The organism is Nitrosopumilus piranensis (assembly GCF_000875775.1).
GTDB lineage: Archaea > Thermoproteota > Nitrososphaeria > Nitrososphaerales > Nitrosopumilaceae > Nitrosopumilus > Nitrosopumilus piranensis.
The window spans coordinates 171,316-195,831 of sequence record NZ_CP010868.1; the positions used below are offsets into that span (position 1 = coordinate 171,316).

The 24,516-nt window shown below is 32.7% G+C and carries 33 protein-coding genes and 2 tRNA genes; 18 read left to right on the forward strand and 17 right to left on the reverse strand.

All coding sequences use genetic code 11. The features are described 5' to 3' along the window. Position 1 precedes the first annotated feature (1 nt). On the forward strand, positions 2-484 hold the full coding sequence (locus NPIRD3C_RS00870) for a hypothetical protein (protein WP_148702414.1): 483 nt from the start codon (positions 2-4) through the stop codon (positions 482-484). A gap of 2 nt (positions 485-486) precedes the next feature. On the opposite strand, the gene NPIRD3C_RS00875 is transcribed toward NPIRD3C_RS00870, so the two are convergent. After that, positions 487-1,551 carry a M24 family metallopeptidase gene (locus tag NPIRD3C_RS00875; RefSeq protein WP_148702415.1) on the reverse strand — a complete coding sequence of 355 codons (1,065 nt, stop codon included), beginning with the start codon at positions 1,549-1,551 and terminating at the stop codon, positions 487-489. 72 nt (positions 1,552-1,623) lie between these two features. Between NPIRD3C_RS00875 and NPIRD3C_RS00880 the strand changes: the two genes are divergently transcribed. Both NPIRD3C_RS00880 and sepF read left to right on the forward strand, forming a co-directional pair. Then, the gene (locus NPIRD3C_RS00880) at positions 1,624-2,637 is read left to right on the forward strand and encodes a DUF814 domain-containing protein (protein ID WP_148702416.1); all 1,014 of its coding nucleotides are present in this window, start codon (positions 1,624-1,626) and stop codon (positions 2,635-2,637) included. Positions 2,638-2,710: 73 nt separating this feature from the next. Further along, the gene (sepF, locus tag NPIRD3C_RS00885; RefSeq protein WP_014964061.1) at positions 2,711-2,989 is read left to right on the forward strand and encodes a cell division protein SepF; all 279 of its coding nucleotides are present in this window, start codon (positions 2,711-2,713) and stop codon (positions 2,987-2,989) included. Here sepF and NPIRD3C_RS00890 read toward each other — a convergent pair. Together NPIRD3C_RS00890 and psmB are read right to left on the reverse strand one after the other, a co-directional pair. Then, a complete protein-coding gene (locus NPIRD3C_RS00890) occupies positions 2,981-4,921 on the reverse strand; it encodes a beta-CASP ribonuclease aCPSF1 (RefSeq protein WP_148702417.1) in 1,941 nt (646 codons plus the stop codon). The genes sepF and NPIRD3C_RS00890 overlap by 9 nt on opposite strands. A gap of 7 nt (positions 4,922-4,928) precedes the next feature. Continuing rightward, positions 4,929-5,561: an archaeal proteasome endopeptidase complex subunit beta gene (gene psmB, locus NPIRD3C_RS00895; RefSeq protein ID WP_148702418.1), complete on the reverse strand. Its 633-nt coding sequence runs from the start codon at positions 5,559-5,561 to the stop codon at positions 4,929-4,931. 77 nt (positions 5,562-5,638) lie between these two features. On the opposite strand from psmB, the gene NPIRD3C_RS00900 reads away from it, so the two are divergent. Then, positions 5,639-6,703 (forward strand): sn-glycerol-1-phosphate dehydrogenase, encoded by a 1,065-nt coding sequence (locus tag NPIRD3C_RS00900; RefSeq protein ID WP_148702419.1) that lies wholly within the window; start codon positions 5,639-5,641, stop codon positions 6,701-6,703. Between the two features lies 1 nt (position 6,704). Here NPIRD3C_RS00900 and NPIRD3C_RS00905 read toward each other — a convergent pair whose 3' ends face one another. The 3 genes from NPIRD3C_RS00905 to NPIRD3C_RS00915 are packed head-to-tail and all read right to left on the reverse strand — an operon-like array spanning position 6,705 to position 9,175. Continuing rightward, entirely contained in the window at positions 6,705-7,451 is a 747-nt protein-coding gene (locus NPIRD3C_RS00905) for a peptidylprolyl isomerase (RefSeq protein WP_148702420.1), read from the reverse strand. Between the two features lie 42 nt (positions 7,452-7,493). Then, positions 7,494-8,639 carry a pyridoxal-phosphate-dependent aminotransferase family protein gene (locus tag NPIRD3C_RS00910; RefSeq protein WP_148702421.1) on the reverse strand — a complete coding sequence of 382 codons (1,146 nt, stop codon included), beginning with the start codon at positions 8,637-8,639 and terminating at the stop codon, positions 7,494-7,496. Positions 8,640-8,680: 41 nt separating this feature from the next. Further along, positions 8,681-9,175, reverse strand: a complete 495-nt coding sequence (locus NPIRD3C_RS00915; protein WP_148702422.1) for a nicotinamide-nucleotide adenylyltransferase — start codon at positions 9,173-9,175, stop codon at positions 8,681-8,683. A gap of 62 nt (positions 9,176-9,237) precedes the next feature. On the opposite strand from NPIRD3C_RS00915, the gene rtcA reads away from it, so the two are divergent. After that, positions 9,238-10,263, forward strand: a complete 1,026-nt coding sequence (rtcA, locus tag NPIRD3C_RS00920) for an RNA 3'-terminal phosphate cyclase (protein WP_148702423.1) — start codon at positions 9,238-9,240, stop codon at positions 10,261-10,263. Here rtcA and NPIRD3C_RS00925 read toward each other — a convergent pair. Continuing rightward, complete coding sequence (locus NPIRD3C_RS00925; RefSeq protein ID WP_148702424.1) at positions 10,243-10,740, reverse strand: CopD family protein; 498 nt, start codon at positions 10,738-10,740, stop codon at positions 10,243-10,245. The two genes, rtcA and NPIRD3C_RS00925, sit on opposite strands and share 21 nt — an antisense overlap. Before the next feature lie 99 nt (positions 10,741-10,839). Here NPIRD3C_RS00925 and NPIRD3C_RS00930 point away from each other — a divergent pair, with 99 nt between their 5' ends. Continuing rightward, on the forward strand, positions 10,840-11,316 hold the full coding sequence (locus tag NPIRD3C_RS00930; protein ID WP_148704073.1) for a hypothetical protein: 477 nt from the start codon (positions 10,840-10,842) through the stop codon (positions 11,314-11,316). An 8-nt stretch (positions 11,317-11,324) separates the two neighbouring features. On the opposite strand, the gene NPIRD3C_RS00935 is transcribed toward NPIRD3C_RS00930, so the two are convergent. Then, positions 11,325-11,398: transfer RNA gene (locus tag NPIRD3C_RS00935), tRNA-Val, on the reverse strand. A gap of 82 nt (positions 11,399-11,480) precedes the next feature. On the opposite strand from NPIRD3C_RS00935, the gene bluB reads away from it, so the two are divergent. The 3 genes from bluB (at position 11,481) to NPIRD3C_RS00950 (ending at position 12,886) form a co-directional block, all read left to right on the forward strand. Beyond that, positions 11,481-12,191, forward strand: a complete 711-nt coding sequence (gene bluB, locus NPIRD3C_RS00940) for a 5,6-dimethylbenzimidazole synthase (RefSeq protein WP_148702425.1) — start codon at positions 11,481-11,483, stop codon at positions 12,189-12,191. A gap of 24 nt (positions 12,192-12,215) precedes the next feature. Further along, positions 12,216-12,308: transfer RNA gene (locus tag NPIRD3C_RS00945), tRNA-Arg, on the forward strand. 38 nt (positions 12,309-12,346) lie between these two features. Continuing rightward, positions 12,347-12,886, forward strand: coding sequence for an NADPH-dependent FMN reductase (locus NPIRD3C_RS00950; protein WP_237087686.1), 540 nt, complete (start codon positions 12,347-12,349; stop codon positions 12,884-12,886). A gap of 403 nt (positions 12,887-13,289) precedes the next feature. Here NPIRD3C_RS00950 and NPIRD3C_RS00955 read toward each other — a convergent pair whose 3' ends face one another. After that, entirely contained in the window at positions 13,290-13,751 is a 462-nt protein-coding gene (locus NPIRD3C_RS00955; RefSeq protein ID WP_148702426.1) for a hypothetical protein, read from the reverse strand. An 84-nt stretch (positions 13,752-13,835) separates the two neighbouring features. Next, a complete protein-coding gene (locus NPIRD3C_RS00960; protein WP_012216121.1) occupies positions 13,836-14,066 on the reverse strand; it encodes a hypothetical protein in 231 nt (76 codons plus the stop codon). A gap of 235 nt (positions 14,067-14,301) precedes the next feature. On the opposite strand from NPIRD3C_RS00960, the gene NPIRD3C_RS00965 reads away from it, so the two are divergent. Next, positions 14,302-14,778: a peptidylprolyl isomerase gene (locus tag NPIRD3C_RS00965; protein WP_148702427.1), complete on the forward strand. Its 477-nt coding sequence runs from the start codon at positions 14,302-14,304 to the stop codon at positions 14,776-14,778. Then, positions 14,779-15,672 carry a hypothetical protein gene (locus NPIRD3C_RS00970; RefSeq protein ID WP_148702428.1) on the forward strand — a complete coding sequence of 298 codons (894 nt, stop codon included), beginning with the start codon at positions 14,779-14,781 and terminating at the stop codon, positions 15,670-15,672. On the opposite strand, the gene NPIRD3C_RS10545 is transcribed toward NPIRD3C_RS00970, so the two are convergent. After that, positions 15,659-15,814, reverse strand: a complete 156-nt coding sequence (locus tag NPIRD3C_RS10545; RefSeq protein ID WP_182126214.1) for a hypothetical protein — start codon at positions 15,812-15,814, stop codon at positions 15,659-15,661. The genes NPIRD3C_RS00970 and NPIRD3C_RS10545 overlap by 14 nt on opposite strands. Positions 15,815-15,862: 48 nt before the next feature. Here NPIRD3C_RS10545 and NPIRD3C_RS00975 point away from each other — a divergent pair, with 48 nt between their 5' ends. Continuing rightward, positions 15,863-16,051 (forward strand): hypothetical protein, encoded by a 189-nt coding sequence (locus NPIRD3C_RS00975; protein ID WP_148702429.1) that lies wholly within the window; start codon positions 15,863-15,865, stop codon positions 16,049-16,051. Here the strand turns inward: NPIRD3C_RS00975 and NPIRD3C_RS00980 are convergent. After that, entirely contained in the window at positions 16,044-16,520 is a 477-nt protein-coding gene (locus NPIRD3C_RS00980) for a hypothetical protein (RefSeq protein WP_148702430.1), read from the reverse strand. The genes NPIRD3C_RS00975 and NPIRD3C_RS00980 overlap by 8 nt on opposite strands. 131 nt (positions 16,521-16,651) lie before the next feature. Here NPIRD3C_RS00980 and NPIRD3C_RS00985 point away from each other — a divergent pair, with 131 nt between their 5' ends. Genes NPIRD3C_RS00985 through NPIRD3C_RS00995 form a run of 3 tightly spaced genes read left to right on the forward strand, consistent with a single transcriptional unit; the run spans position 16,652 to position 18,394 of the window. Beyond that, positions 16,652-17,101, forward strand: a complete 450-nt coding sequence (locus NPIRD3C_RS00985; protein WP_182126215.1) for a hypothetical protein — start codon at positions 16,652-16,654, stop codon at positions 17,099-17,101. A gap of 11 nt (positions 17,102-17,112) precedes the next feature. Continuing rightward, a complete protein-coding gene (locus tag NPIRD3C_RS00990; RefSeq protein ID WP_148702431.1) occupies positions 17,113-18,006 on the forward strand; it encodes a PfkB family carbohydrate kinase in 894 nt (297 codons plus the stop codon). 40 nt (positions 18,007-18,046) lie between these two features. Then, the gene (locus NPIRD3C_RS00995; RefSeq protein WP_148702432.1) at positions 18,047-18,394 is read left to right on the forward strand and encodes a dUTPase; all 348 of its coding nucleotides are present in this window, start codon (positions 18,047-18,049) and stop codon (positions 18,392-18,394) included. Positions 18,395-18,399: 5 nt separating this feature from the next. On the opposite strand, the gene NPIRD3C_RS01000 is transcribed toward NPIRD3C_RS00995, so the two are convergent. After that, positions 18,400-18,867 carry a tetrahydromethanopterin S-methyltransferase subunit A gene (locus tag NPIRD3C_RS01000; protein ID WP_148702433.1) on the reverse strand — a complete coding sequence of 156 codons (468 nt, stop codon included), beginning with the start codon at positions 18,865-18,867 and terminating at the stop codon, positions 18,400-18,402. Then, complete coding sequence (locus tag NPIRD3C_RS01005; protein WP_148702434.1) at positions 18,860-19,993, reverse strand: DegT/DnrJ/EryC1/StrS family aminotransferase; 1,134 nt, start codon at positions 19,991-19,993, stop codon at positions 18,860-18,862. Before NPIRD3C_RS01005 ends, NPIRD3C_RS01000 begins: the two co-directional genes overlap by 8 nt. Positions 19,994-20,027: 34 nt before the next feature. Between NPIRD3C_RS01005 and NPIRD3C_RS01010 the strand changes: the two genes are divergently transcribed. Both NPIRD3C_RS01010 and NPIRD3C_RS01015 read left to right on the forward strand, forming a co-directional pair. Next, on the forward strand, positions 20,028-20,600 hold the full coding sequence (locus NPIRD3C_RS01010; RefSeq protein ID WP_148702435.1) for a hypothetical protein: 573 nt from the start codon (positions 20,028-20,030) through the stop codon (positions 20,598-20,600). A 56-nt stretch (positions 20,601-20,656) separates the two neighbouring features. Continuing rightward, positions 20,657-20,845, forward strand: coding sequence for a C2H2-type zinc finger protein (locus tag NPIRD3C_RS01015; protein WP_148702436.1), 189 nt, complete (start codon positions 20,657-20,659; stop codon positions 20,843-20,845). Between the two features lie 8 nt (positions 20,846-20,853). Here the strand turns inward: NPIRD3C_RS01015 and NPIRD3C_RS01020 are convergent, their stop codons facing one another. Then, on the reverse strand, positions 20,854-21,063 hold the full coding sequence (locus tag NPIRD3C_RS01020) for a hypothetical protein (protein WP_148702437.1): 210 nt from the start codon (positions 21,061-21,063) through the stop codon (positions 20,854-20,856). A 95-nt stretch (positions 21,064-21,158) separates the two neighbouring features. Here NPIRD3C_RS01020 and NPIRD3C_RS01025 point away from each other — a divergent pair, with 95 nt between their 5' ends. Further along, the gene (locus NPIRD3C_RS01025) at positions 21,159-22,205 is read left to right on the forward strand and encodes a tyrosine--tRNA ligase (RefSeq protein WP_148702438.1); all 1,047 of its coding nucleotides are present in this window, start codon (positions 21,159-21,161) and stop codon (positions 22,203-22,205) included. Here the strand turns inward: NPIRD3C_RS01025 and cobJ are convergent. Next, positions 22,199-22,996, reverse strand: coding sequence for a precorrin-3B C(17)-methyltransferase (gene cobJ, locus NPIRD3C_RS01030; protein WP_148702439.1), 798 nt, complete (start codon positions 22,994-22,996; stop codon positions 22,199-22,201). The genes NPIRD3C_RS01025 and cobJ overlap by 7 nt on opposite strands. 44 nt (positions 22,997-23,040) lie before the next feature. Further along, complete coding sequence (locus NPIRD3C_RS01035; RefSeq protein WP_148702440.1) at positions 23,041-24,504, reverse strand: DUF7482 domain-containing protein; 1,464 nt, start codon at positions 24,502-24,504, stop codon at positions 23,041-23,043. Positions 24,505-24,516 lie beyond the last annotated feature (12 nt).

Here is a 24,516-nt window from a genome sequence, read left to right on the forward strand (position 1 = left end):
AATGGCCAAAGACAAAAAAAAGAAAGAAGAAGAGAAACCAAAGAAATCAGGCTTACAAGCATTTCTCAAAAAAAGAGCACCATTTTATCTTGCAGCCGTTGCATTAATTGTAATTTCAGCTCAGAGTGTATTATCAGAGAAGAATTTTGAAAACAGTCTACCAGAATTATCAGGAGAAGAGCAAATGGTTCTAGATACTTTGCTAAATTATAATGCTGGAGTAGAATCTAAGCTCTCAGTAAAAGAAGTGATAAAAAATCAAATAGATGAAGAGTATCCAGATGAAAATATCTATAGACACAAGAAGACTGTTCTTGATTTGTCTGCAATAAATGTAAATTTAGATGAATATAATGTAATTTTGAATTTTAAATCATACAAGGGAGAAATGAATTTTGATTGGAATGTTAATGTTGAAACTAATACAATTACACCAAACAATCCTGAATCAAAACATGTAATTGATGTCGTTACATTTTCTTAGGCTCAAATTGTGACTAAATCTTTAGTAAATTTGTGCATAACAATAGGATTTTTCTTAACAATCAAAGAATCTTCGATTCTAATTCCAAATTTATTTTCAATATAGATTCCAGGTTCTACTGTAATTGCCATGTTTTCTTTAAGTTTTGTTTCACTTTTGTATGAAACAGTTGGAAGCTCATGCACTTCTAATCCAATTCCATGTCCAGTTGAATGAATAAAGTATTGACCATAGTTTTTGTCATCAATGTATTTTCTGCATGCAAAATCAACGTCTTTACAATTTACATTTGGTTTAACAGCTTTGAGTCCAAGTTTTTGAGATTCTTTAACGATTTCATATGCTTCATTTGCTTGAGGTGAAATTTTTCCTATTGCAAATGTTCTAGTCGCATCAGAAACATATCCCTTATATCTTAATGTAAGATCAGTTACAACAAGATCACCTTTTTTGAATTTTCTTTGTGTTACTTGAGCATGAGGTAAAGCTCCATTTGGTCCTCCTGCAATAATCAAGGGATTAAGAGTAGATTTGTATCCAGTATCAAACATTTGTTGTTCCATGGCATAAGTCATCAAAATTGTTTGCAATTCTGACTCTTTTTGACCTACTTTGATCTTTTTTAAGCATATTTCGAACATTTCATCTATGATTTTAGATGCTTTTTTGAGAACCTTGATTTCATTGTCATCTTTGATGATACGAGAATTGTAAAATGGCTCTGTGGAGGATTTTATTTTTGGGATAGATTTTTTCAATGAGGTCATAACGGAATAATTTTGGCAATCAGTACAAACACGGTTTTTCTTTATTTTATTTACAAGTGAAGATACAAGACCAGTTCCTCGTTCTGCTGTAATAACATCACAGTCTTCAGATTCATCTTTGGCTCTTCCCACCTCAAGTTCTGGGGCAATTATGGTTGTTTTTCCATTTTTTTCCAGTAAGCCTATTGCCTCACCCCAAAATCCAGTCATGTAAAAGAGGTTTTCAGGCTCAAAAGTGACCAAAGTATCACAACCGATCTTTTGAGCATGCTTTAGTAGATTCTTTCTACGTTGTTTCACACACAAAAAACACTCGTTTCTCAATTTATGTATGATGCAAAGTTTGTATATGGAAATTCAGTCTAGAACGCTGTGACTGAAGAAAAAGAGAAGAAAAAAGTGGTTGCATTATTGTCAGGAGGACTAGACAGTCAACTTGCTGTTAGAATGATGCAAGAACAAGGATTTGATGTTTCTGCAGTTGCAATAAAGACTCCATTTTGTGACTTTGATTGTGGAAGAGGATGCGGTTTTGAGATTAGAGAAAGAGCAGACGATCTTAATGTGAATTTAAAGACAGTGTATCTAGGTGATGAATATATCGAGATGCTAAAGAATCCAAAGCATGGAATTGGTGCAGGATTCAATCCATGTATTGATTGTAGAGCCATGATGTTTGATGCTGCAAAAAAACACATGGAAGAGATTGGTGCAGAGTTTATCGTGTCAGGAGAAGTGTTAGGCCAACGTCCAATGAGTCAACATGGACCAGCATTACGAACTATAGAAAAGGAATCAGATCTTGTAGGAAAAATTGTAAGACCGTTATCTGCTGCACTATTACCTGAAACAATTCCTGAAAAAGAAGGTTTGATCAAAAGAGAAAACTTAGGGATGATTAGAGGTAGAACTAGAAGAAATCAATTAGACATGGCAAAAAAATATGGAATTGAGAATCCACCGAATGCAGGTGGGGGGTGTTTATTAACTGAACCACAGTTTGGAATTAAAGCTAAAGATCTTTTTTCACATGTAGAGACTCCAACAATTAATGATATTGATTTGTTAAAAATTGGAAGACATTTTAGATTAGATGAGGAAACAAAATTAGTTGTTGGGAGAAATAAAGATGAAAATGAAATGATCAAAGCAATTGCATTACGAGATGATATTTTGCTTGAAGCAAAAGAACATGTTGGGCCAACATCGATTCTACGGGGTAAAACTGCAAAAGAACATACAAAATTTGCATCATCTGTTACATTAAGATATTCAGACGCTCCAAAAAATCAATTAGAGATTGTTTCAATAAAAAGCGGAGATACCACTGAAGAAATTAAGGCTGAAAGTATAGAAGAAGAAGATTACATTAAATTTAGAATTTAGGCGTGAATTTTTTAAAAAATTAGTCAAAACTAAGGAAGAGTTTTTGAGGGAGTAGATTGCATTTTTAGTTAGAATGCAAAAACAAGAAAATACGACATTTCTAAAGGCTATCACAATTAGAGATATCAGTGATGTTCATTCGATTCAAGAAGATATCAAAAAAGATATGATTTTGATTCTAAGAGTAACACCACTAGCTCAAAAAGATGTGGATCAGCTTAGAAAGGTTGTTGAAGAATTGTATTCTATTGCAAAAAGTGCTGGTGCAGATATTGCAAGGTTGGGAGAAGAAAGAATTATTGTCGCTCCATCTAACATAAAGATCTGGAAACCAGAATACGATCTAAAATAATTTTATTGCTTCTTGAATTTGAGGATAATGGGCAGGAACTCTGTGCATTCTTCTAATATTCATAGCAAGATTTTCTGATTTCTTTCTTTCACCATGATTAACCAAAACTCTTCGTAGTTTTGGCCTTAGTCTTTGTACAAACGACATTAGTTGGTTGTAGTCGCTGTGTCCACTAAATCCATCTAATTTTTCTACACCGCAATTGATCGTTACAACTTCAACTTTGCCTTCTTTTCCCAACATTGTTGCCTGTTTTGATCCATCAAGGACTCTTCTTCCCAAAGTTCCATTTACTTGATAAGACACAAACAATACCTTACTCTTTTTATCAGGCGCAATATTTTTGAAGTATTCTAAGACAGGTCCACCTTCCAACATTCCTGATGTTGCTAAAATTATGCAGGGTGAATTTTCTCTCATAGGTTCTTCTCTAGCATCTGCATGCTCAATATTTGTGAAATATTCAGAATCAAACGGATTATCATCAGTTTCTAGAATTTTTTGCTTGAGTTCACGCGCAAGGTATTCAGGATATGATTCATGAATTGCTGATGCCTCTGAAATCATTCCTTCAGTAAATACTGGAGCCTCAATCATCTCTCCAGATTTCATGTAATGATCGATTACCATCATGATTTCTTGTGCACGGCCAACTGCTGGAATTGGAATTAGAACTTTACCGCCATCTGCAAGAGTATTATTTACTGCGTTAATGAATGCAGATTCTACTTCTTGTCTGCTTGGTTGAATGTCTTCTTTAAGACCATAGGTACTTTCTATGAGTAGAGTTTCAACTCTTGGGAAATTCCAACTAGCAGCTTCAAACAATATACTTTTTCCAAATTTAATATCACCAGAATAAACAAAGTTGTGATCACCATTTCCAATATGGAAATGACATAACGCAGAACCAAGAATATGACCTGCATTTGCAAGAACTAATTTAATGTCAGGAGAAATATCAGTTACAGTTCCATATGGTAAAGTAATTGTCTGTCTCATGATCTGTTTTACATCACGTTCAGAATAGATTGGGGTTCTTCCTTGGGCGGCAGCAACTTTGATTGCATCTAATTGAATTAGATTCATCATAGGTAATGTTGGTTCAGTACAGTAGATTGGTCCCTTGTATCCATATTTACACAGTGTAGGTAAAAATCCAGTATGATCCAAATGTGCATGACCAATAACTACTGCATCAAGTTCATCTAGTGTTATATTCAAAGAGTCTAGTCTAGGAAATGCATCCATTGGGGAACGGGCTCCAGGATTTATTCCACAATCAATGAGTATCTTACTTTCAGGAGTAGATAATAATAATGAAGAACGGCCAACTTGACCAAATCCACCAAGAGTATAAAGTGAAACTTCTGTTCTTTGAGTTAGTCTCGGTCTGAAAATTTCATCTCCAACTTGCTTTAGTTGCTTACTTCTTTCAGCAGAAGCTTGTTTGAGAGTTGCATTAATTGTTTGAATAGTACGAGATGGTATAGTAGTAGCCTTTCTTATACGTATTTTCCAGCCTGTCTTCTCAGTTACTTCAGCATGATTGAATTCCTTTGCATTTCTCTGCAACAGCCATGGTCGTTTTGCCTCAATTGAGACTTCTCCAGTCGCAGTATCAAATAGTGTGGCTTGTAATTTTGCATCATCAGGTACCAGTCCTCCAATAATTTTCCTAGCTTCGTCTTCAGGTTTCCTAATTGATTCATCAGTTCTAACTACAATTCGTTTTTTGATAACACTTACAAGATTTGAAATTGTTTGATTATTTTCCATCAGATAACGAGGAGAGTTTGTATAAAGTGCAATTCTAGGTCCTTCGTATTCAATTTTTGTAACATTTGCTTCTTTGGGTATACTTTGCAGTATGGTGGCCATTATATTCTGGCTGCTAGGAGGTAATTCTTTTTGTTGTTGTTTTCTTTGCATTAAATCACTAAAGCTCAATGACTGCTTTCTTTTGTTCTTCAGTCAAAAGACGGAATCCATCTTTATCCATTATTGCGATGTTAATTCCATCGCCTGTACCAATGTTTCTAACTATTGCGGCTTTTACAGCTCTTAAAGCAATTTTTTTTGCTTCGTCAACTGTAAGATCTTCTTTGTATTCTTCCTCAAGTAAACCATAAGCTACTGGTGAACCGCTACCAGTTGTGACATATGATTTTTTTTCAACTGAACCAAACATATCGATGTTAAACAATGCAGGGCCTTCTGCATCAAAACCACCAACCAAAATATCGGCCATAAATGGATAACCCCTATTTTGATGGAAGATCAATGAGCAAAGTCTTGCAAGTGAATGAATTGAAATTGGTCCATGTTTTTCAACTCTATGAAGATTAGAATGATAACGTAAAATATCAACAATGTTTTGTGCGTCTGCAACACCACCTGCAAGTGTCAATCCTGCATGCTCATCAATTTTTTGAATTTTCATGGTGTTATTGTTTGCAATAAAATATCCTGCACTAGCCCTCATATCTGCACACAAAACTACACCATCCTTTGCTTGTATACCTACAGTGGTAGTCCCGTGCAGAATTTTTTCTTCGACATTATTTGACAAAAAATACACCTATTAAGATAAAGTAAATGGCATTTCACCCTTTTAAATAACTTTTTGATCTCTGGAAATCATAAATAATGACAAAAAATCAAGATCGCATGAAATCGCATACAATGGAATTACCTAGACAGATTGTGGTAGGCGAAAAAAATATCAATGAATTTGGAGAATTTTTACATAATTTAACAAAACCAAAAAAAATTTCTCTGATTTCAGGAATTCATGTTAAAAAAATTCTTAGACAAAGAATTGAAAAATCGCTGAAAATAAAAAAAATCAAGTTTGTATGGCATACATCAAAAGATAATCAAATTAGCACTCTAAATAAAATCCAAAAAGATGTAAAAAGAGATCATAGCGATATGATTGCAGGAATTGGCGGTGGACGTTCTGTTGATACTGCAAAATTAATCTCTTTTAATTTAGGAATACCATTTGTTAGTGTACCAACTGCTGCATCACATGACGGAGTATCAAGTCCTTTTGTTTCAGTCAAAAGTGACAAACCACATTCTATTGTTGCAACTGCACCACTAGGAGTTTTTGTAGATATAGATATTATTAAAAAGGCACCATCAAGATTGCTTGCCAGTGGTTGTGGGGATTTAGTAGCAAATATTATTGCAGTCAAGGATTGGCAATTGGGTCATCAAAAAACTGGAGAATATTATGGAACTTATTCAGCAGAATTAGCTATGATGAGTGCTATGATGGTAATAGATAATTCAAGCAAATATGCAAAAAACGGATTAGATGCAAGGGTAATTGTTGAAGCATTGATTAGTGCAGGGGTTGCTTCATGTATTGCAGGAAGCAGTAGACCGTGTTCAGGAGCTGAACATCTTTTCTCGCATGCTTTAGATAAAATTGCACCAGGAAAGGGATTACATGGAGAAAAATGTGGAATTGGTTCTATAATGATTGCAAAACTACAGGGGCAAGATTGGAAAAAAATTATAAAAACATTGAAAAATGTAGGAGCACCAACTACAGCAAAACAAATTGGACTAACTGAGGATCAAATTATAGATGCGTTAGTTATTGCACAAGATTTGAGACCTGAGAGATACACAATTTTAAAAGAAATAGAGATGACAGAAAGAAAAGCAAAAAGTCTTGCAAAGAGTACTAAAGTAATTTAATTTAAGCAGTCTTTTGCTCAGGTGCTTTTTCTTTTGATTCAGGTTTTTTTTCCTGAGTTTGTTTGTTGACATGTGTCTCAACAAAGTTTACTTTCTCCAAAGTAGGAACAAATTTGAAGATATCTAATTGAATAAAGTGTTTCATAATTTGTAAGCCATCAGCACGAAGAATTTCTTCTGGGACAGTAATGTTTACTTCTTTATCTTTTAGATCAAATGAAATTTTTGAATCCTCTACTGGAAGTCTGTTTTTTAGAATGCCATCAATTTTGTCATTTGGGGAATCAAGTGATTTGAGAACATTAACATCAAATAGAATTGTTTTTCCTGCATATCTGTGATTATAATCAATCTGAACTCTTCCTGAGCCAATAAAACGAATAATTCCTCGTTTATTATCAATTTCAATTGTATCACCAACTGAAACTTTTTCTGCGTCTTCACCCAATTTTCTAATTGGAATCATTCTGACTTTGCCAGAATCTCTTTCACCAAATCCTTTGTCAGGTGTAACCTCAACTGTAAGCTTATCACCAACAGCTGTTTTTGCAAGTGCCTCATCAAGTCCTTTAAGAACTGGATACGAAACTTCGCCTATTGAAACTAGTTTTGGTTGATACTTGACATTTTGTTCATGAATAGAATATTTTTTTGCATCCTCTTCAATTGTTGTATCAAACACTTCTTCACTATCTTTGACCTTTGCCGTATAATCAACTAAAATTAGTGAACCTTTATTGAAAGTCAATGTGATCGGTCTCGAATTTCCTTATATTAAGTTAACAGGGTTTTAGAGAGACTTGAGTTTCTCTTCAGCAGTTTTTAGTCCTGCTTGAGCATCTACTTCATATCCCATCATTGCTAATGTTGATGAAATTGCAGAGATTGTTCTCATAACATGATATGGATTAACTTCGCCCATACATCCAACTCTGAAGACTTTGCCTTTAAGATTTCCAAATCCTCCTGCAACAAGAACTTTGAATTTGTTTGCAAGAGTATTTCTAAATGTTTTATCTTCAAGACCATCAAGATAGTTTAATGCAACAATAGAGATTGAACGATCTTCTTCTTTTGCAAATGGAGACAATCCCATAGCACTTAGTCCAGAATATAATGCATCTGAACAAACTTTGTGTCTATTGAAGACGTTTTGGAGTCCTTCTTCAAGTAAAATTGCTAATGCTTCTCTATATGCATAAAGTAAAGGTAATGCGGGTGTGAAAGGAGTATGTTTTTCCTCATCATAATATTTGAAGTATCTTGCTAGATTAAAGTACATTGTAGCAGGTGGGTTTTCTTGCATGTATTTTTTAGCTCTAGGACTAACAGATATTGGAGAGATTCCTGGTGGTGCCGCAATTGCTTTTTGTGCTCCTGTCATACATACATCAATATTCCATTTGTCAACTGGAAGTGGTGCACCTCCTAATAGAGACACAGAGTCTACTACGTAGAATGCATCATTTCTAGAGGTTAAATCAGATACTTTATCGAGATAATTTACCATTGTTCCTGTTGAGGTTTCATTATGTACAACATAGAATGCCTTTACATCTTTGTTATTGTCAAATGCCTCTTTGACTTGATCAAATGTTGCATTTTGTCCAGGAGGAGTTTCAAGTTTAACTACATTGGCTCCTTGGCCTTCAATTAATTGAGATAGTCTATTACTAAATTCACCATTAACTGGAATGATTACTTTATCACCTTTCTTTACTAGATTAACAACTCCTGCTTCAACAGCACCAGTTCCAGATGCAGATAATGCAACAATATCGTTTTTAGTTTCAAAGACTTGTTGAGTTTTGTCAACTACATCAGTGTATAATTCAACAAAATCATCGCTTCTATGGTTAATGATTGGTGCCAACATTGCTCTCATAACACGATTAGGTACATTTGTTGGTCCTGGAAGCATTGAAAGATATTCCATATGTTATCTACCACTCAGTACCATACGGGGTTTATTTATAATTAGAGATTTTTTAGACGTTCCTTGGCATTATTATTTATCAAAAAATTTTCTGTGCCTTTGGGAACCAAATCATTCCAATTTTGATCGCTGATAATCAGATCTCGAATATTTGTTCCAGATAATTCATGTCTTTTTAAAAAAGGAATTGGAATTACTTTGACATCTCGTTTTGAATAAAGATGATTTGTTAAATCATCATTTGAGAAAACTATATCGAATTTTGGAACTATGGTATCAATTTTGTCAATCCACTTTACGTGATTATCTAAATCTGGAATAAAGTAGATTGAGATTTTTTCTTTCATAGAATCATCAATTGATGATAGAATCATTTCTTTGCGTTCCTCTGCTGAAAAAGGATTATTTTTCTCAGGAGATCTGTTTGAGCTTCCTAAACCTACCCACAATTTATCAACTTTTGATAAAGCAAATCGTAATGCTTCAAGATGTCCCAAATGAAAGGGTTGGAATCTGCCTATTAACAAACCATTCATACTGAAAGATAGAAAATTTCTTTTTAAAAAACTATCATAAAGAGTGATAGAAAGAAAAAGTTGTGGATTTTTTAAAAATTAATGGAGAGTTTGGTGAAGGAGGAGGTCAAATAATTCGTTCTGCCATCAGTCTTGCATGCATTACAAAACAACCAATCCATATTGAGAATATTAGAAAGAATAGAAAAGTACCTGGATTAAAACCACAACATCTTACTGCAATTAAAATTTTAAAAAAAATTTCAAATAGTGAGGTTATTGGTGATAAAATTGGTTCTGCTGAATTAAAATTTATTCCAGGACAAGTTGAAAATTCAAAATTGTTTGAAGATGTAGGAACTGCAGGAAGTATTTCATTAATTTTACAAGTTTTAATTCCCGTAGTAGCAATTTCACAAAAGAAACTGGAACTTACTATCAAAGGTGGCACAGATGTAAAATGGAGTCCTACAATAGATTATACTAAACACATTCTAAAAGAAGCATATTCAAGAATGGGAATAAAATTTTCACTTGAATTAAAAAAAAGAGGTTATTATCCAAAGGGAGGTGGTGAGATAAATTTAGAAGTTTATCCATCAAAAATAAAATCTATTTCATTATTAAAGAGAAAAACAAATCAAGCAAAAGTTATCTGCACATATTCAAAAATTCCATCAAAAAAAATTGAAAATGAAATTAACAAGATTAAAGATAAATTATCTAAGGCAAATTTTGTTGTTGAAACAGAAATTAAAGAACAAAATGCTATAGATTCAGGAGCATCTTTACTAATTTACAACATAGATGAGAATTCAATAATAGGAATCGATTCATTGTTTGATAAAAAAATACAAAGTTTTGATATAGATTGTAATGGATTTTTAGAAAATCAATTAGCAGTAGACAAAAATTTAGCAGACATGCTTGTAGTTCCAGCAAGTCTGGCTAGCGGTAAAACTAGATTTCAAGTAAAAGAAATTACAAAACATTTGGAGACAAACTTGTTTGTAACATCAAAAATTACAGGTTGTAAGTATGGAGTAGGAAAACTACCTAGTGGATTTGAGGTAATTATTGAAGGAATATCATACTCCAGCATCAAGTAAGGCTGCAAAAAATAGTATTGCAACTGATAAAACTACGGTAATTTCTCCAAGAATGATAATTTTTTTTCTTAGTGTTTGAATTTGTGGCTCGGGTATTTGATTTGACATTATTTTTTCCTCAACATCTTTTCTAATTACTCGGACATGCACAGCATATGTAATAATTAATGCAATGACAAGAAGTATTTTGATTATTAGAAATGTTCCATAACTTGTTGCAGTAAGAAGATCTGGTTTACTTAACAATGCATGTGAGCTATACAATCCAGTTGCCATCAATATAATTAGTGAAGGAACAGCTACTTTGTTAAATCGTCTTCCAACACGAATCATGATTTGCATTCTTTCTTCAATTGAATTTGTCATAGTTTTAAGAAGTGGAGAAAAAACTATTCCAATGAATAATGAACCACCTACCCATATTGCAGCTGCAACAAGATGAATCCAAGTTATGATTGCTTGTTCTAATGCTGTCATGGTTAATCATATTTTCAATGAAATATTATGTATTTGGATCTTGACAACCTTTTTTAGTTGTACGTAATTTGATACATTGAAATGGCATTACAGAGTAAAATGACAGTCTATGTTGCAATAGCAGGTGTTCTTGCTTTGATGGGAGGAATTGTTTTCTATGCTAGTTTAGATAATGCTCAATTAGAACAAGCAGAAATTGAATTATTTAGTGTTGAATTAAGAGGTGTAGATAATCTAAAGAATGAAGCAAAGTTTGATGTTACATTTCTTATAAAAAATCCAAGTGAAAAAGCATTCACAGTTGGAATTATTGATTATCAACTTTTTACTAATGGAATTGAATTGGGTTCAGGGCAATATTCTGCAATGGATGTTGCATTACCAGGAAGAGCAGTATTTTCTTCAGGTGATCAAATACCTTTGAAGAGTACATTTGTTTTAATAAAATCTGAAATAAACCCTGAAATTTACGAGGACATGATAAATGGAAAAATCAACAATTTTACTGCTGAAGGAGTTCTTACCACTCAGACTTCGTGGAGTACTATTGATAAAGAGTTCAGTACTGGTTTTTAATTAAAAAGTGGGCCGAGAGAGATTCGAACTCACGATCACCGCCGTGTCGAGGCGGTATCCTAACCAGCTAGACTACCGGCCCATTGAAATACAAAACTAAATGGTGGCATTATTAACGTTTAACAAAAGAAACGATGAATAAAAAGAGGAAAGGCGTGAATTAGTTGAAAGATAATTTTACTGAAGATGAGAAAAGAGGATTCTACAAGGCAATTTATTCAAGAAGGGATGTTAGATCTCATTTTACATCAAAACCTATAGAAGATGAAGTTCTTTCAAAAATTCTTCATGCTGCACACCACGCACCATCTGTAGGATTCTCACAGCCATGGAATTTCATTTTGATAAAAGATATTGGAACAAAAAAGAAAATCAAAAAATCCTTTGAAGATGAGAAAAAGCGATCATCACAATTAGTAGAAGAACCAAAGAGATCAAAATATCTTTCATTCAAACTGGAAGGAATTTTAGAGTCGCCGGTGAATTTGTGTGTGACATATGATCCTTCAAAATTTGGCCCATTTGTAATTGGTAGATCTAGTATTCCTGAGGCAGGATTGTATAGTGTGTGTTGTGCAATTCAAAATTTGTGGTTATCAGCAAGAACAGAAGGGATTGGTCTAGGATGGGTAAGTATTCTATCAAATGAAACACTAAAAGAAAATTTAGAGCTACCAGAACATGTTGTTCCTGTAGCGTATTTGTGTTTAGGATATGTAGATGATTTTGCAGAAAAACCAGATCTTGAAACTGCAGGTTGGCTCCCAAGACTTGAACTAAAAGATGTGGTGTATTTTGAAAAATGGAATGAACATGAAAATGAAAATTGGAAGAGCGTTCAAAATATGATCAAAGAAAATCTTAATTACGCTTAAATAATTAAGAATGTTTTTTTTGCTGGGCTTGTGGCGCAGAGTCAATTTGACGCGAAACATGGATAGCGTGGTAGCCTCCTAAGTTACAGGTCGAGGGATCGAAGCCCTCCAAGCCCGTTTAGTTTTTTGTTATGGAAATTTAAATAGAAAGACAAATGGCTGAAGATATGAGAGTTGTAGTTATTTCTGGTAGTCCAAGAAAAAATGCAAACACACAGATTTTAATGAAATATGTTTATGAATATACTAAATTAAAAAATCAAGATACAAAATTCATTAATCTATCTGAAGGCCAGATTGAGTGTTACAAAGGACCAGAAGAAGATTATAACGATACAACAAAAAATGCGGCAAAAGACATCACAAATGCGGATGTTTGGCTAATTGGATCACCAATTTACAATTCATTCTTTAGTTCAGCACTAAAAAATTTGTTTGAATACATCAATTACAAAGAGACTGGTGGAAAAGTTGCAGGTATGGCAATTTTGGCTGCAGGAAATATTGGTTTTATTGATGTTCAGACACTAATTACCCAGTTATTATCATATTTTAGAGTAATTACAAATCCAAAGGCTGTTTTTTTAACTACAGAATCTATTGATAAAAATAATATTTTGAATGAAGATGCCAAAAATAGACTAGAGGGAATGGTGGATGAAACTTTGGAAATGGCAACAAAATTACAAAAATAATCCAAACCTATTTTGTATAACACACTTATCATTTAATGGCAGATAGTTTGAATTGTTTTCAAAAAGTTTTCTAAATCATCACATAGAATTGAAAAAATATCATTTGAATAATTTTGAAATTATTTCTTTAGTTGAAAATTTTCTTTAAATCTAATAACTAAAGTTTTTTTCAAATTAGTTAGAAAGATAGAAAATCGCATATTAGAAATTTTTGAGATATTTTATTCATGTTAAACATGTAAAAGTCAAATACTAACAAGACATACAAAAGAGGTAATTGAATGACAAAAAAGATCCAACAGAATTGTGTTCATGTAAATGTCATTTTGGAGGAGCAGTTAGCTGCCCTGATTGCAAGAGTAATCATGGCGTAGTTAGTTGTCACTGTGAGGATTAGTTTAGTTTATTTTTTCTTAGATGCTAACATTTTCAGGTTTGCTAATTCAGTTTTTAGTGATTCAATTTGTACAAGTGTTTGAAGATTAGAAATTTCTTGATTTAGTCTTTCAATTTCACTGTCTTTTATTTTTACAGTTTCTTTTAGACTGTTTAATTCAGAAGACAATTCATTTTGAACTTGTTTAATTTCTGACAGACTAACTTGGGTACCAGTAGTTGTAGTTTGAATTGTTTGTGTGTTACTCAAGCTTTTTTTTTCGCTATGATGTGCATGTTTATGCATGTAATCTGCACTTTTTTGCGATATCCAACAAGTAAATGCTAAGAACCAGGTAATTGGGACTGCCATAATGAATATGAAATTCAATAAAGGTGCAAAGTCTACAAAGTATGGCCAAAGTCCAGTTAACACGGCTGCAAAAACAGCAGTTACAACTGTAGCTAAATGGTTTCCCAAGTATCCCATAATTGATTTGAAAAATTCATTGTTTATAATAGTAATGGTAAAATTCACAAAATAATAATAATTAAAAAGAAAAAAGAGCCGATTTTATTCGTCTTCTTCGGAAGCAGTTGTTGCCTTAGGCATGTCAGATTGCAGAATTTGTATTTTTTGTAATAATTCGGTTCTCAGATCTCGTGCAACTCTTCTGACAGTTGGTCTTGGAACACCAAGCTCATCAACTACTTTTGTATAGATGTCTTGCTTGTCAGTTACCCCTTTGTCAAGATAAGAATTAATTGCTTCTTTAATGATCGTACTCTGGTTTGTGCGATTCAACGAATTCTAAATTTTAATTGTTCTATATAAGACTATAACTTTTGAAATTTCCAAAATCTAATTTATAACAAATTCATATTTTCTATTACAAAAAATCAAAGTATTCAAGAGGTTTAAACATCAACGAAAAACGTACTGATAGTTATAGATTTTTCAAGATAGTTATTCAAACCATAAGAATTATCATAAGTGTTTTCGCAAAAGACTCTTATGATAATAGTACAGAGTGTTTTTTATGATTACAGCAAATATTGAAACAAATTTTGGCAAGATTTCATTTAAACTTCTACCTGACTTGGCTCCTGAAACAGTTAGAAACTTTGAAAAATTAGCTAAAGATGGGTTTTATGATGGGACACTTTTTCATAGAGTAATTCCAGGATTCATGATTCAAGGAGGAGATCCTAATACAAAAACAGATAACAAAAGTTCATGGGGGATGGGCGGTCCAGGATATAATGTTAAAGCAGAATTTAGTTCTAGATCTCATTTGAGAGGGATTGTTTCAATGGCAAGAGCACAAGATCCAGATAGTGCAGGCTCACAATTCTTCATAGTAACAACTGATAGTACATTCCTAGATAGACAATATACCGTATTTGGTGAAGTTACTGAGGGTATGGAAGTAGCAGACAAAATCGTAAATCTTCAAAGAGATGGCAACGATTGCCCTTTAGAAAAAGCACAAATGACTCGTGTAACTGTGGAATAAATGAAAACACAAATTATTTCAATTTTTGTTGTAATGTCATTAATTTTTGTGATACCATTAGCTAATGCACAAATTTCTCTTGGAGAAAAAGCTGAACAAGAATCTGTAGAAGTGTTCATAAGTTCAAATGGCAATGTTGAGGTAAAACACGTAGTAAAACCATCAAATTTACCTGTAGATCTTGAATTAATTAATGGTACAATATCAAATCTTTCAGTAACAAATGAGCATGGTGAGAATTTAGAGTTTTCAACTAATGATAAAAACGTAGTATTAATTCAACCAGCAATAGAAAATTCAATTGTTAAATACAATATTTCTGATGTACTTTATCTAAAGGAAAGAGTTTGGACATGGGATTTCAGATATCTTGAAACAACTTCATTCATTTTTCCTGAGAAAGTAGATTTTGTATTCAGTAATGAACGACCTGTTTTTCTTGGAGATAAGAAAGGAATAGCATGTCATGGGTGTCAAATGCTTTTGGAGTATTCAACAGATGAATTCAAAAGTTTTGAAAAAATAAAATGGGAGGATAAGGAATTCATAGTTGCAATAATAAGTAATTCGAAGGTGAATGAATTTGTTTTTGACCAACCAACAAAAAGCATTACTTATGATGTATCTGAAAAAAATAGATTTGTAAATACAATTATTCCATTAGAATTATTGTGGGGACCGTATTCAGTTTTCCTAGATGATGAAAAAACATTTTTTCATGAATATATCAATAATGGGACTCATGTTTGGGTTAGCGTAATTCCTGAAACATCAGGAGAAGTTACAATCATAGGGACTACTGTGATTCCTGAATTTCCAATAATTGCACCTCTAGCGATAGGATTTTTGATGATTCTTGTATTGCCATTTATGAAAAAATTTAATCTCCGCTAGACCCACATGAACAAAACCCATATTCATCAATCCTAACATCACAAACGGGGCATTTTTCACCATAATCTACTTCCCAGGGTTCTTTTCCAAACAATTTGAAGTGATCATCAATTTCAATTGGGATTTCCCGTTTCTTTTCCAATAATTTGTATAGATGCTTTTAGTATACATACATTGTCGGAGAAAAATAATGAAAATTGAATGTGGGTGTCATTGTATCAAATGTAAAAGCACAAATCTTGAATCCAACAAGATTGGAGAAGTAGAAAAAGATGGGTATTTTGACATACATCATACATGTAATGAATGCAATACACATTTTGATCATCTAGATGGAGAAACTTTTTCTAATTGTCAAAAATGTAGTTTTTCTAGTTAGGTACTAAGGTTTCAACAAAATAATGAGCTCTATTCTCATGAGAGTTTTTCAAAATTTCTTTGTTTGATGCCATTTTTGCTAATGCTTTTGATACATCTAATGGACTTGCAGCCCAACCATACTCACGTAGTTGTTCAACAGTTTCTGTCACTGTACGAGGAGAATCAAAAAATCTACTAGTTTCCAAAATACGTAGTTTTGATTTTACTTCATTTGGTGCAATATGTGTTGGTTCATTAAATTCAGGTTCAAATGTTTCTGCATCTTCTAAAGATTCCAATCCAAACTGGGTAGGATTTTCAACAGGTTTTGGTGCAGATTCAGGCTCATAAACAATTTTTGCATGATTTTCAGGTAAATGATTTGATATTTTTTCAATAATTTCCCCTAATGTTTGATTATCAACATAAAAATCTCTAGAGTCAACCTCAATTTCGTTCTCTCCTAACTTGAGTTTAATTCTAGCCATCAGCAAATAATCATATAATTTTGATTTATTTTGTTAGCTCTAAGGAGCTTAAAGAGTAGATCAAATCTTTTACACAATTTATTGGGATTTTTTCCCTTTTGCGTTAAAATATAATTTTCTCAAAATTAGTCATGAATTCATCGAAAAAGGGTGGTTTGGTTGTTCTTTTCATTCTAGGAATGATTATTTTTGGATATTCGCAGTATGCTTCAGCATCTCAAATAGAAGTAAACATTACTCAGAGTGAATTATTAAATGAAGATGAAAAAGGATCAAACTACAATATAGAATTACAATTTGTAAATCCATCGTTACTGATACTGACTTCAGGTACAACTGAATTCTTTGTTATTGCAGATGATCAAATGATAGGCAAAGGTCAGTTAGAACCATTCACATTACAACCATTAGATAGTAGTTATGTAAAAGGAACTTTTCATACAGATTCAGATAATGAAGAGTCTCAATCTGTAAAAATTACAGGACTGACAAAATATGACATGTTCTTTACATCTATTGAAATTCCATTTGTTTACTATCCAACAGAAGAGCAAGCAAGAGAATTTATACATCAAGGATAATTTCTTCACAAATGCTTACTGTTTTTGGTTCAACAGCACTAGATACAATTAGGACACCAAAAAAAACACTAAAGAATGTTTTAGGAGGGGCAGCAACTTTTGCTGCAATTTCTGCAAGCAATTTTGTAGATACAGGACTAATTGCAGTTGTTGGAAAAGATTTTCCAAAACAACATCACAAAACTCTATCAAAATATCTTGATTTAGAGGGATTATCCATCAAAGATGGAAAAACATTTCGTTATGACGGAAAATATGACAACACACTAAGTACTAGATCAACATTAAAGACAGAACTAAATGTTCTTGCAGATTTTAAACCAACAGTTCCTGAGGCATATAGAAAATCTCAATTTGTATATCTTGCAAACAATGATCCCGAACAAAATACTTCTTTAATTAAAAAGTTTGATAAAGTAAAATTTTCAATGTGTGATACTATTGATTTTTGGATTTCTACAAAAAGGGATGCTGTAATAAAGATGATAAGATCTGTAGATGCAGTTGTAATTAATGATGAAGAGGCTAAACTCCTTACAAAAGAATTCAATTTGATAAAATGTGCAAAAAAGATGATGCAGTGGGGGGCAAAATATGTAATTATTAAAAAAGGAGAGCATGGTTCACTCATGTTTTATGATGATGTAATTTTTCCAACAGCTGGTTTTTCATTAGAGGATGTAGTAGATCCTACAGGTGCAGGGGATTCTTTTGCAGGTGCCATGATAGGATATTTGGCAAGTAAAAAATCAACTAGTCTGTCTGAGATTAAAAAAGCAGTAGTCTATGGAAATGTTTTGGGTTCATTTGCAGTTGAAAGATATGGATTAGATGGTTTGCTAAAGATCAAAAATGGCGACATTAAAAAAAGAGTCAAGATATATGAAAAAATGATCAGATTCTAAAAAAGACTTAAGTTCAATAATTTTTCAAATTAATTTATCGTTGTCACAAGAAGTAACTGAAGACAGATTAGATACCATTTTCAAACTTCAAAAAGGATTATCAGAGATGATGAAACTTGATAGATATCCAAAAGATTCGGAGGGAAGAGTATCAGCATTATGTACTGCTATAATGCATGAAGCAGTAGAATTGCAAAGAACAACTAATTGGAAATGGTGGAAAACTCCAAGTAAATTTAATGAGGAAGAAGCAAGAGAAGAATTAATAGATATTTGGCACTTTGTAGTTCAAGCATCACTTGAATTAAATCTCACACCAGATGATATTGTAGCTGAATACAAAAAGAAAAATGAGATCAATAGAGAAAGACAGAGAAACGGATATTAAGAAATTTAGATATTTTTAGAAATTTTTTCAAGATTGGTTTCATTTATCAAATCAATTATTGTGATATTTTTTTGAAAGTACTCTATTGCATCTTTAGAAACTGTAAGATATGGCTCAGGGCTAGTAGAATTAATTATTCTAAAATTTTCATCAACTCCATTTTTGTGTAATTGTAATAAAGAATGACCTGATTTGTGTCCCCAAACCTCTTTTCCACAAAGAATAATTTTTTTAATATTCTTATTTTGATAGATATATTGTATTATACTATCAATTCCTTTATTTTCTGAAAATAATCTGCCAATAATTGCTACATTAGATAATGCCCCATGATCCTTAAGATCATCAATCAAAGATACGCTCGATAGTGTACATATAGCAATTTGTGAATTGACATTTCCAATGTAAAATTCTTCTTTGATAGGTAGAACAACCTTACATATCTCTCCAATTAGATTTCCAAGGCTATTCATGTACTAAATCACGCACAGTTTTTGCAATATATTCAATGTTTTTGGTAGATACATTTGGATGAATAGGTAATGACAAAACGTGTTTTGATGCCCAATCAGTATTTGTTAATTTTGATTTTGTGTTATAAATAGGGATTTTATGTACAGGCACTGGATAATAAACTGCAGCTCCAATTCCTTTTGAATTTAATTTTTTTAGAACAGAATTTCTATTTTTTGTGGTAATAGTGTACAATGCCCAATTGAATTTTTCATTTTTTCTTTCTAAAGGAGTTTTAATTTTTGTTTTAGATAACAAGTCTGACAATAGTTTTGCATTACGTCTTCTTTGTTGAATAAATTTTGGTAGTTTCTTAATTTGAATTTTAGCTATAGCAGCACTAATTTCAGGAAGTCTTAGATTTAATCCAAATATTTTAGAATCATATCCTTTAATCATTCCATGATTTCTAATCATCAATAATTTTTCGTAAAGTTTTTTGTTATTAGTAACTGCAACTCCCCCCTCTCCAGAAGTTATTACTTTTCCAGGATAGAAACTATAACATCCGAGTTCAAAAAATGTGCCAGTTTGTTTTCCTTTAAAAGTCGAGCCAAGAGATTGTGCTGCATCTTCTATTACTGATAGATTATGCTTTTTTGTTATCTCTTTGATTCTATCAAGTGATGAAATATGGCCATACAAATGTACAGGCATTATTGCTTTAGTTTTCCTAGTAATTTTTTTTACAATTGATTCTGGATCAATTGTAAAATTTTCTTTTAATATATCTGCAAAAACAGGTTTTGCTCCTGTAGATGCTATGGCATTTGCACTAGCAACAAATGTAAAAGAAGGTACGATTACTTCATCACCTTGTTTAATATCAAGTGCATAAAGTGCTGCTTGCAGTGCAGCAGTACCAGAATTAACTGAAACAGCGTATTTTATTTTTACAAAATCTTTAACGAGTTTTTCAAATTCTTGTACATTCTTTCCACCATTTTTAGAGGCAGAGGTAAGTCCTCCTGATTTTACTACAGAAGTTACTGCTGAAAGTTCTTCTTTACCTAAAATAGGCGTGTTAATTGGAATTTTCACAAATTTTGTCCTTACTACTAATGTATAAAGACCATCAGTACGCATGAATTTTTATATTTCAAAATTTGGCAATGGCATAATGAAACCACGTCATCTAGAAAGAACAGACAAAGGGTACAAAGTTTTTCTGTATATTTTCTATGTTTGTGGATTTATCATGGCATCATCTTTAGTGTATGGAGTATATGTCACAACTATTGAGTGGATGGAAAGTGGCACGTATGTAATGGGTGAGGCCATACACAATACAACTATTCCATTTGAAAATTTTGCAAGAGTATCAACATGGATATTTTTTTCTACAATAATTGGATGGTATTGTGTTTCTAGAATTGGATGGAAAAGAACAGCAGGAAATAAAATTGTTGGAACAAAAATGGCATTGCTTCAACTGATGTTATTGGGATTTGCAATTATTACATTATTTGAGGTGCTCTATAACTTTTCAATATTAACAGCACAAATTTCTGCAGGTATTACAGATGGGGTTCTTCCAGATATTGATAGACTGTCAATTGCATATCCAGATCCAGAACGTCCGTGGAATACAATTTTTGCAATCAAAATGTTTCTTGCATCATTTATCATCAGTACACATGCATTCTATCTAAGTACAAAACCTAGAAAACCATTAGATGAATCAGAGACTTAGCATACTTAGTAAATTTTTTGTAAAAACTATTTCTTCTAGTATAACCAAAAAATATCATGGGATTATTTGGTGGAAATAAAAATGAGTTAAAATGTAAAAAATGCGGAACAATTCTTTCAGATTCAGAGAGATTAAAAAGACATCAAGAAGTAGCACATAACAAGAAAAAAGAAAAATGTAGAGTTTGTGGAACAGAGTTTAACACGCAAGAAGATTTGCGAAAACATAAAAAAAATTGCAAGTAGTTTTTAGATTATTCAGAAAGACCTGATTCATATTTTGGAGGTCGTTTTAGGGCTTTTTCTATAGATACCAAGTTTTTTATTTCATTTTTTGAATTCATAGTCAAAGTTTTGACCATTTCCGTACCTAATTGTACTGATTGTTCAGGTAGTGTCTCTAAAAATTTTTCAAGACCTTTTTTGTAATTTTCAATTAATTCCAATCCTTCTTCAAGAGTCATAATTATGATCAAATGATCTTCTATTCAAAGGTTCTAAATTTTTCAAAAACTCTTTGAATAACTTTATACGTTTACTAGTCAAAAGTTGATTTGATTTGGATATAACTAAAAAAGTTGATTTAATTGAAAAGCCTCCAACTGAGGAAGTTGTAACACGTGATGAATTAATTGAATTATTCAAAATAAATTCATCTCCAAAACATTACATTGGTTTAGAAATTTCTGGTTTTTTACATCTTGGTAGTCTAATCAGTACAGGATTCAAGATTAATGATTTTGCAAAGGCCGGTGTAAAGTGTACAGTATTTCTTGCAGATTGGCACACATTAATCAACGATAAACTAGGGGGAGACTGGGAAACAATCTCTAAAGTTTCAAGATATTATCAAGATGCATTCAAATTAGTTTGTCCTGATGCAGAAATTATTTTAGGATCAAAACTTTATGAAGAAAAAACAGAATACTGGTCAGAACTTGTGAAATTTACAAAACATATGTCATTAGCCAGGACGATGAGAACTTTGACAATAATGGGTCGTTCTGAAAATGAAGAAAAAATAGATGTTGCAAAGTTACTTTATCCAGCAATGCAAGCAGTTGATATCCATTCTATGAATGTAGATATTGCACATGCTGGAATGGATCAGAGAAAAATCCACATGTTAGTCAGAGAAATATTTCCTAAAATGAAATGGAAAGTACCAGTAGCTGTTCACCATAAATTATTGCCAGGACTTTCCAAGCCTGCAGATACTAGTGATTCACAAATTTTAGGAAAAATGAGCAAATCTGATCCAAATTCTGGAGTTTTTATTCACAATACAGATGATGAAATCAAGAAAAAGATGAACAAAGCCTGGTGTGAAGAGACAAATGTAGAGAATAATCCGCTATTAGAAATTACAAAGACAGTGATTTTTCATGAATTCGATGAGATGAATGTAGAAAGACCTGAAAAATTTGGTGGAAATGTATCATATCAAAATTATAATCAACTTGAAACAGATTTTGCTGGAAAAAAATTACATCCAGGAGATTTGAAACAAACAGTTGGAAATTATTTGGTAAAAATAATATCTCCAATTAGAGACAAGCTAAATCTAACTGAAGAATTACATGAGGCCATTAAGAAAAGTTACTGAACCTTAAGATCAGGATTAGTTTGTTCTTCTAGATTGTATTTTGATTTGTATCCTCTTGGATTTATCATTAAATCCTTGTAAGAGTATGTAGATGAATTTCCAATAATTACAGTACTGATCATTCCTAGTTTGTCTGAATGATTTGGCAGATTTTCTAAATCAGTCATAACTATTGTTTCAGATTCTCTAAATGCGCCCTTGATAATTGCAACAGGTGTTGTAGGTTTTCTGTATTGCAAGAGAATCTTTCTAGTGTCTTGTAACTGATGGATTCTCTTCTTGCTAGCAGGATTGTAAATTACAATAACAAAATCACCTTTAGCTGCAGACTCTACTCTCTTTTCAATAATTTCCCATGGGACCAGTAGATCACTCATACTAACAACTGCAAAATCTGTCATAAGTGGTGAACCAACAATAGATGCACAAGAATTAAGTGCAGATACGCCTGGAACTATTTCTACCTCAAGTCCATCTTTAGGATCCCAACCGCTTTCAGCAAGAGTTTCATAAATTAATCCGGCCATTCCGTAAATTCCTGGATCGCCACTTGAGACAAGGGATACAATTTTTCCTGATTTTGCAAGATCAATGCATTGATGAGCCCTTTCAACTTCTTGTGTCATTGCATAACGATGAACTGTTTTTTCTTCAATAAGATCTGAAACTAGATTCACATATGTTTCATAACCAACAATGGTATCACTCTCACCAATCACTTCCTTTGCTCTAAAGGTCATATGATCATGGTGTCCAGGACCAACACCTACAATGTACAGTTTTCCAGTCAATTTTAAAACAAATCGTCTTCCAAGTAATTTATCCTTTTAGTGAATTATTGGAAGGGATCAATGAATGGACAATTAACTATATGATCACTGTTTGTTGGTCGGGCTATACTAACAGTAATCAAATCATCTCCTCGAAACGAATCAATATCAGATTTTGTTTCAAGAATTTTTGCATCCCCAGAATCATTCCATTCAATTAGATAAATTCTCCACATTGGGCTATAATTTTCATCACCTAATGCAGCGCTGGCAATCCCAGCTTGAAATCCCAGCGGTCCTGACCCTTTAATTCCATTTTTGAATTGAAAAAGATCAACTGCTCCAGAATGTGCAATTAGATTTGCAGAAGTTGGTGATGAAACAACTCCCATCATCTTAGCAGGACCAGAAGGAGTCGCATCAGTTACAATGTAATAGATTGTTCTTCCATCAGGACCCCATCCTCTATGTGCAACAAATGTTACAGTCATCTCATCTTCATTAATTTCAGTAATTTGTCCTCCCCCATATTCCATATCATCAGTGATTTCCTTGTCAGAGCGAACTTGCATCTGCCCATCAGGCCAAATAATTTGCGGAGTATTAAGAACAATTCCTGTTTCCTTGAATTCAATTCTTCCACCTTCCTTAGCTGCAATTACAGCATCTGCAGACTTAAAGACAATTTCTTTTTGACCTGTTTTCCAAGTTACTTCAATCACAGATGATAATGCACTATACTCTGATTCCTGTTGAGGAGTACTAGAGAATACTTCGTCTTGGAATCCATAAAATCCATCTCCTTTAACTCCATTTTTAAAAATGAATATTTTTTGAAGAGTATCTTCTGGAACATCAGCTAATGCAGGTGCAAGTTCTACATTCCATTTTTGTTTCTCTGATAGATTTTTTGCATATTCTTCATCACTACCATCTGTAATGATATACAAGACCTTCTCTCCACCATAGATTCCTTTATGCATTGGAATTGTGGCTGGCACATTTGCTCTTGAGAGTAATGATTTAGGATCTTCTTTTTCTAGTTGAATTTTTTGCATAATAACTTCAGTTGGCTGGCCTCTAATCCACCCATCAACACTTACAGTTGATGTAAATGGTTTTGAGTTTGATGAGTGTAATCCAAGTGCTGCACCTGTAAATTCAAAAGAGCCAGATTTTTCTTGCAAGTCTATTAAAGATAATCCATAAACAGTATCTCCATCAATGCTCCATGTAGGTTGACCTTTTGCATCATTTGGATTAATTTCATGTAAAACAACAATTTGTACAGGCTCACTAGAGGTAAATGTCATAGAGCCATCATAGATTGTTCCCTCATTAGGTGACAAAATTAAGGATAATTGGTGATTTTCATGCCCCTGACCAGGATCTTGAGTTGAAGAGAAGGTTTGTGTAAAATGAATTTTTTTTCTAGAGCCTGCATCAACAAACTGATCAGATATTGAAGAAATAGAAACAATACTTGTTGCAAAAATTACAATAATCAATATAGCAATTAGTTTTCTCAATAAAATCCATTG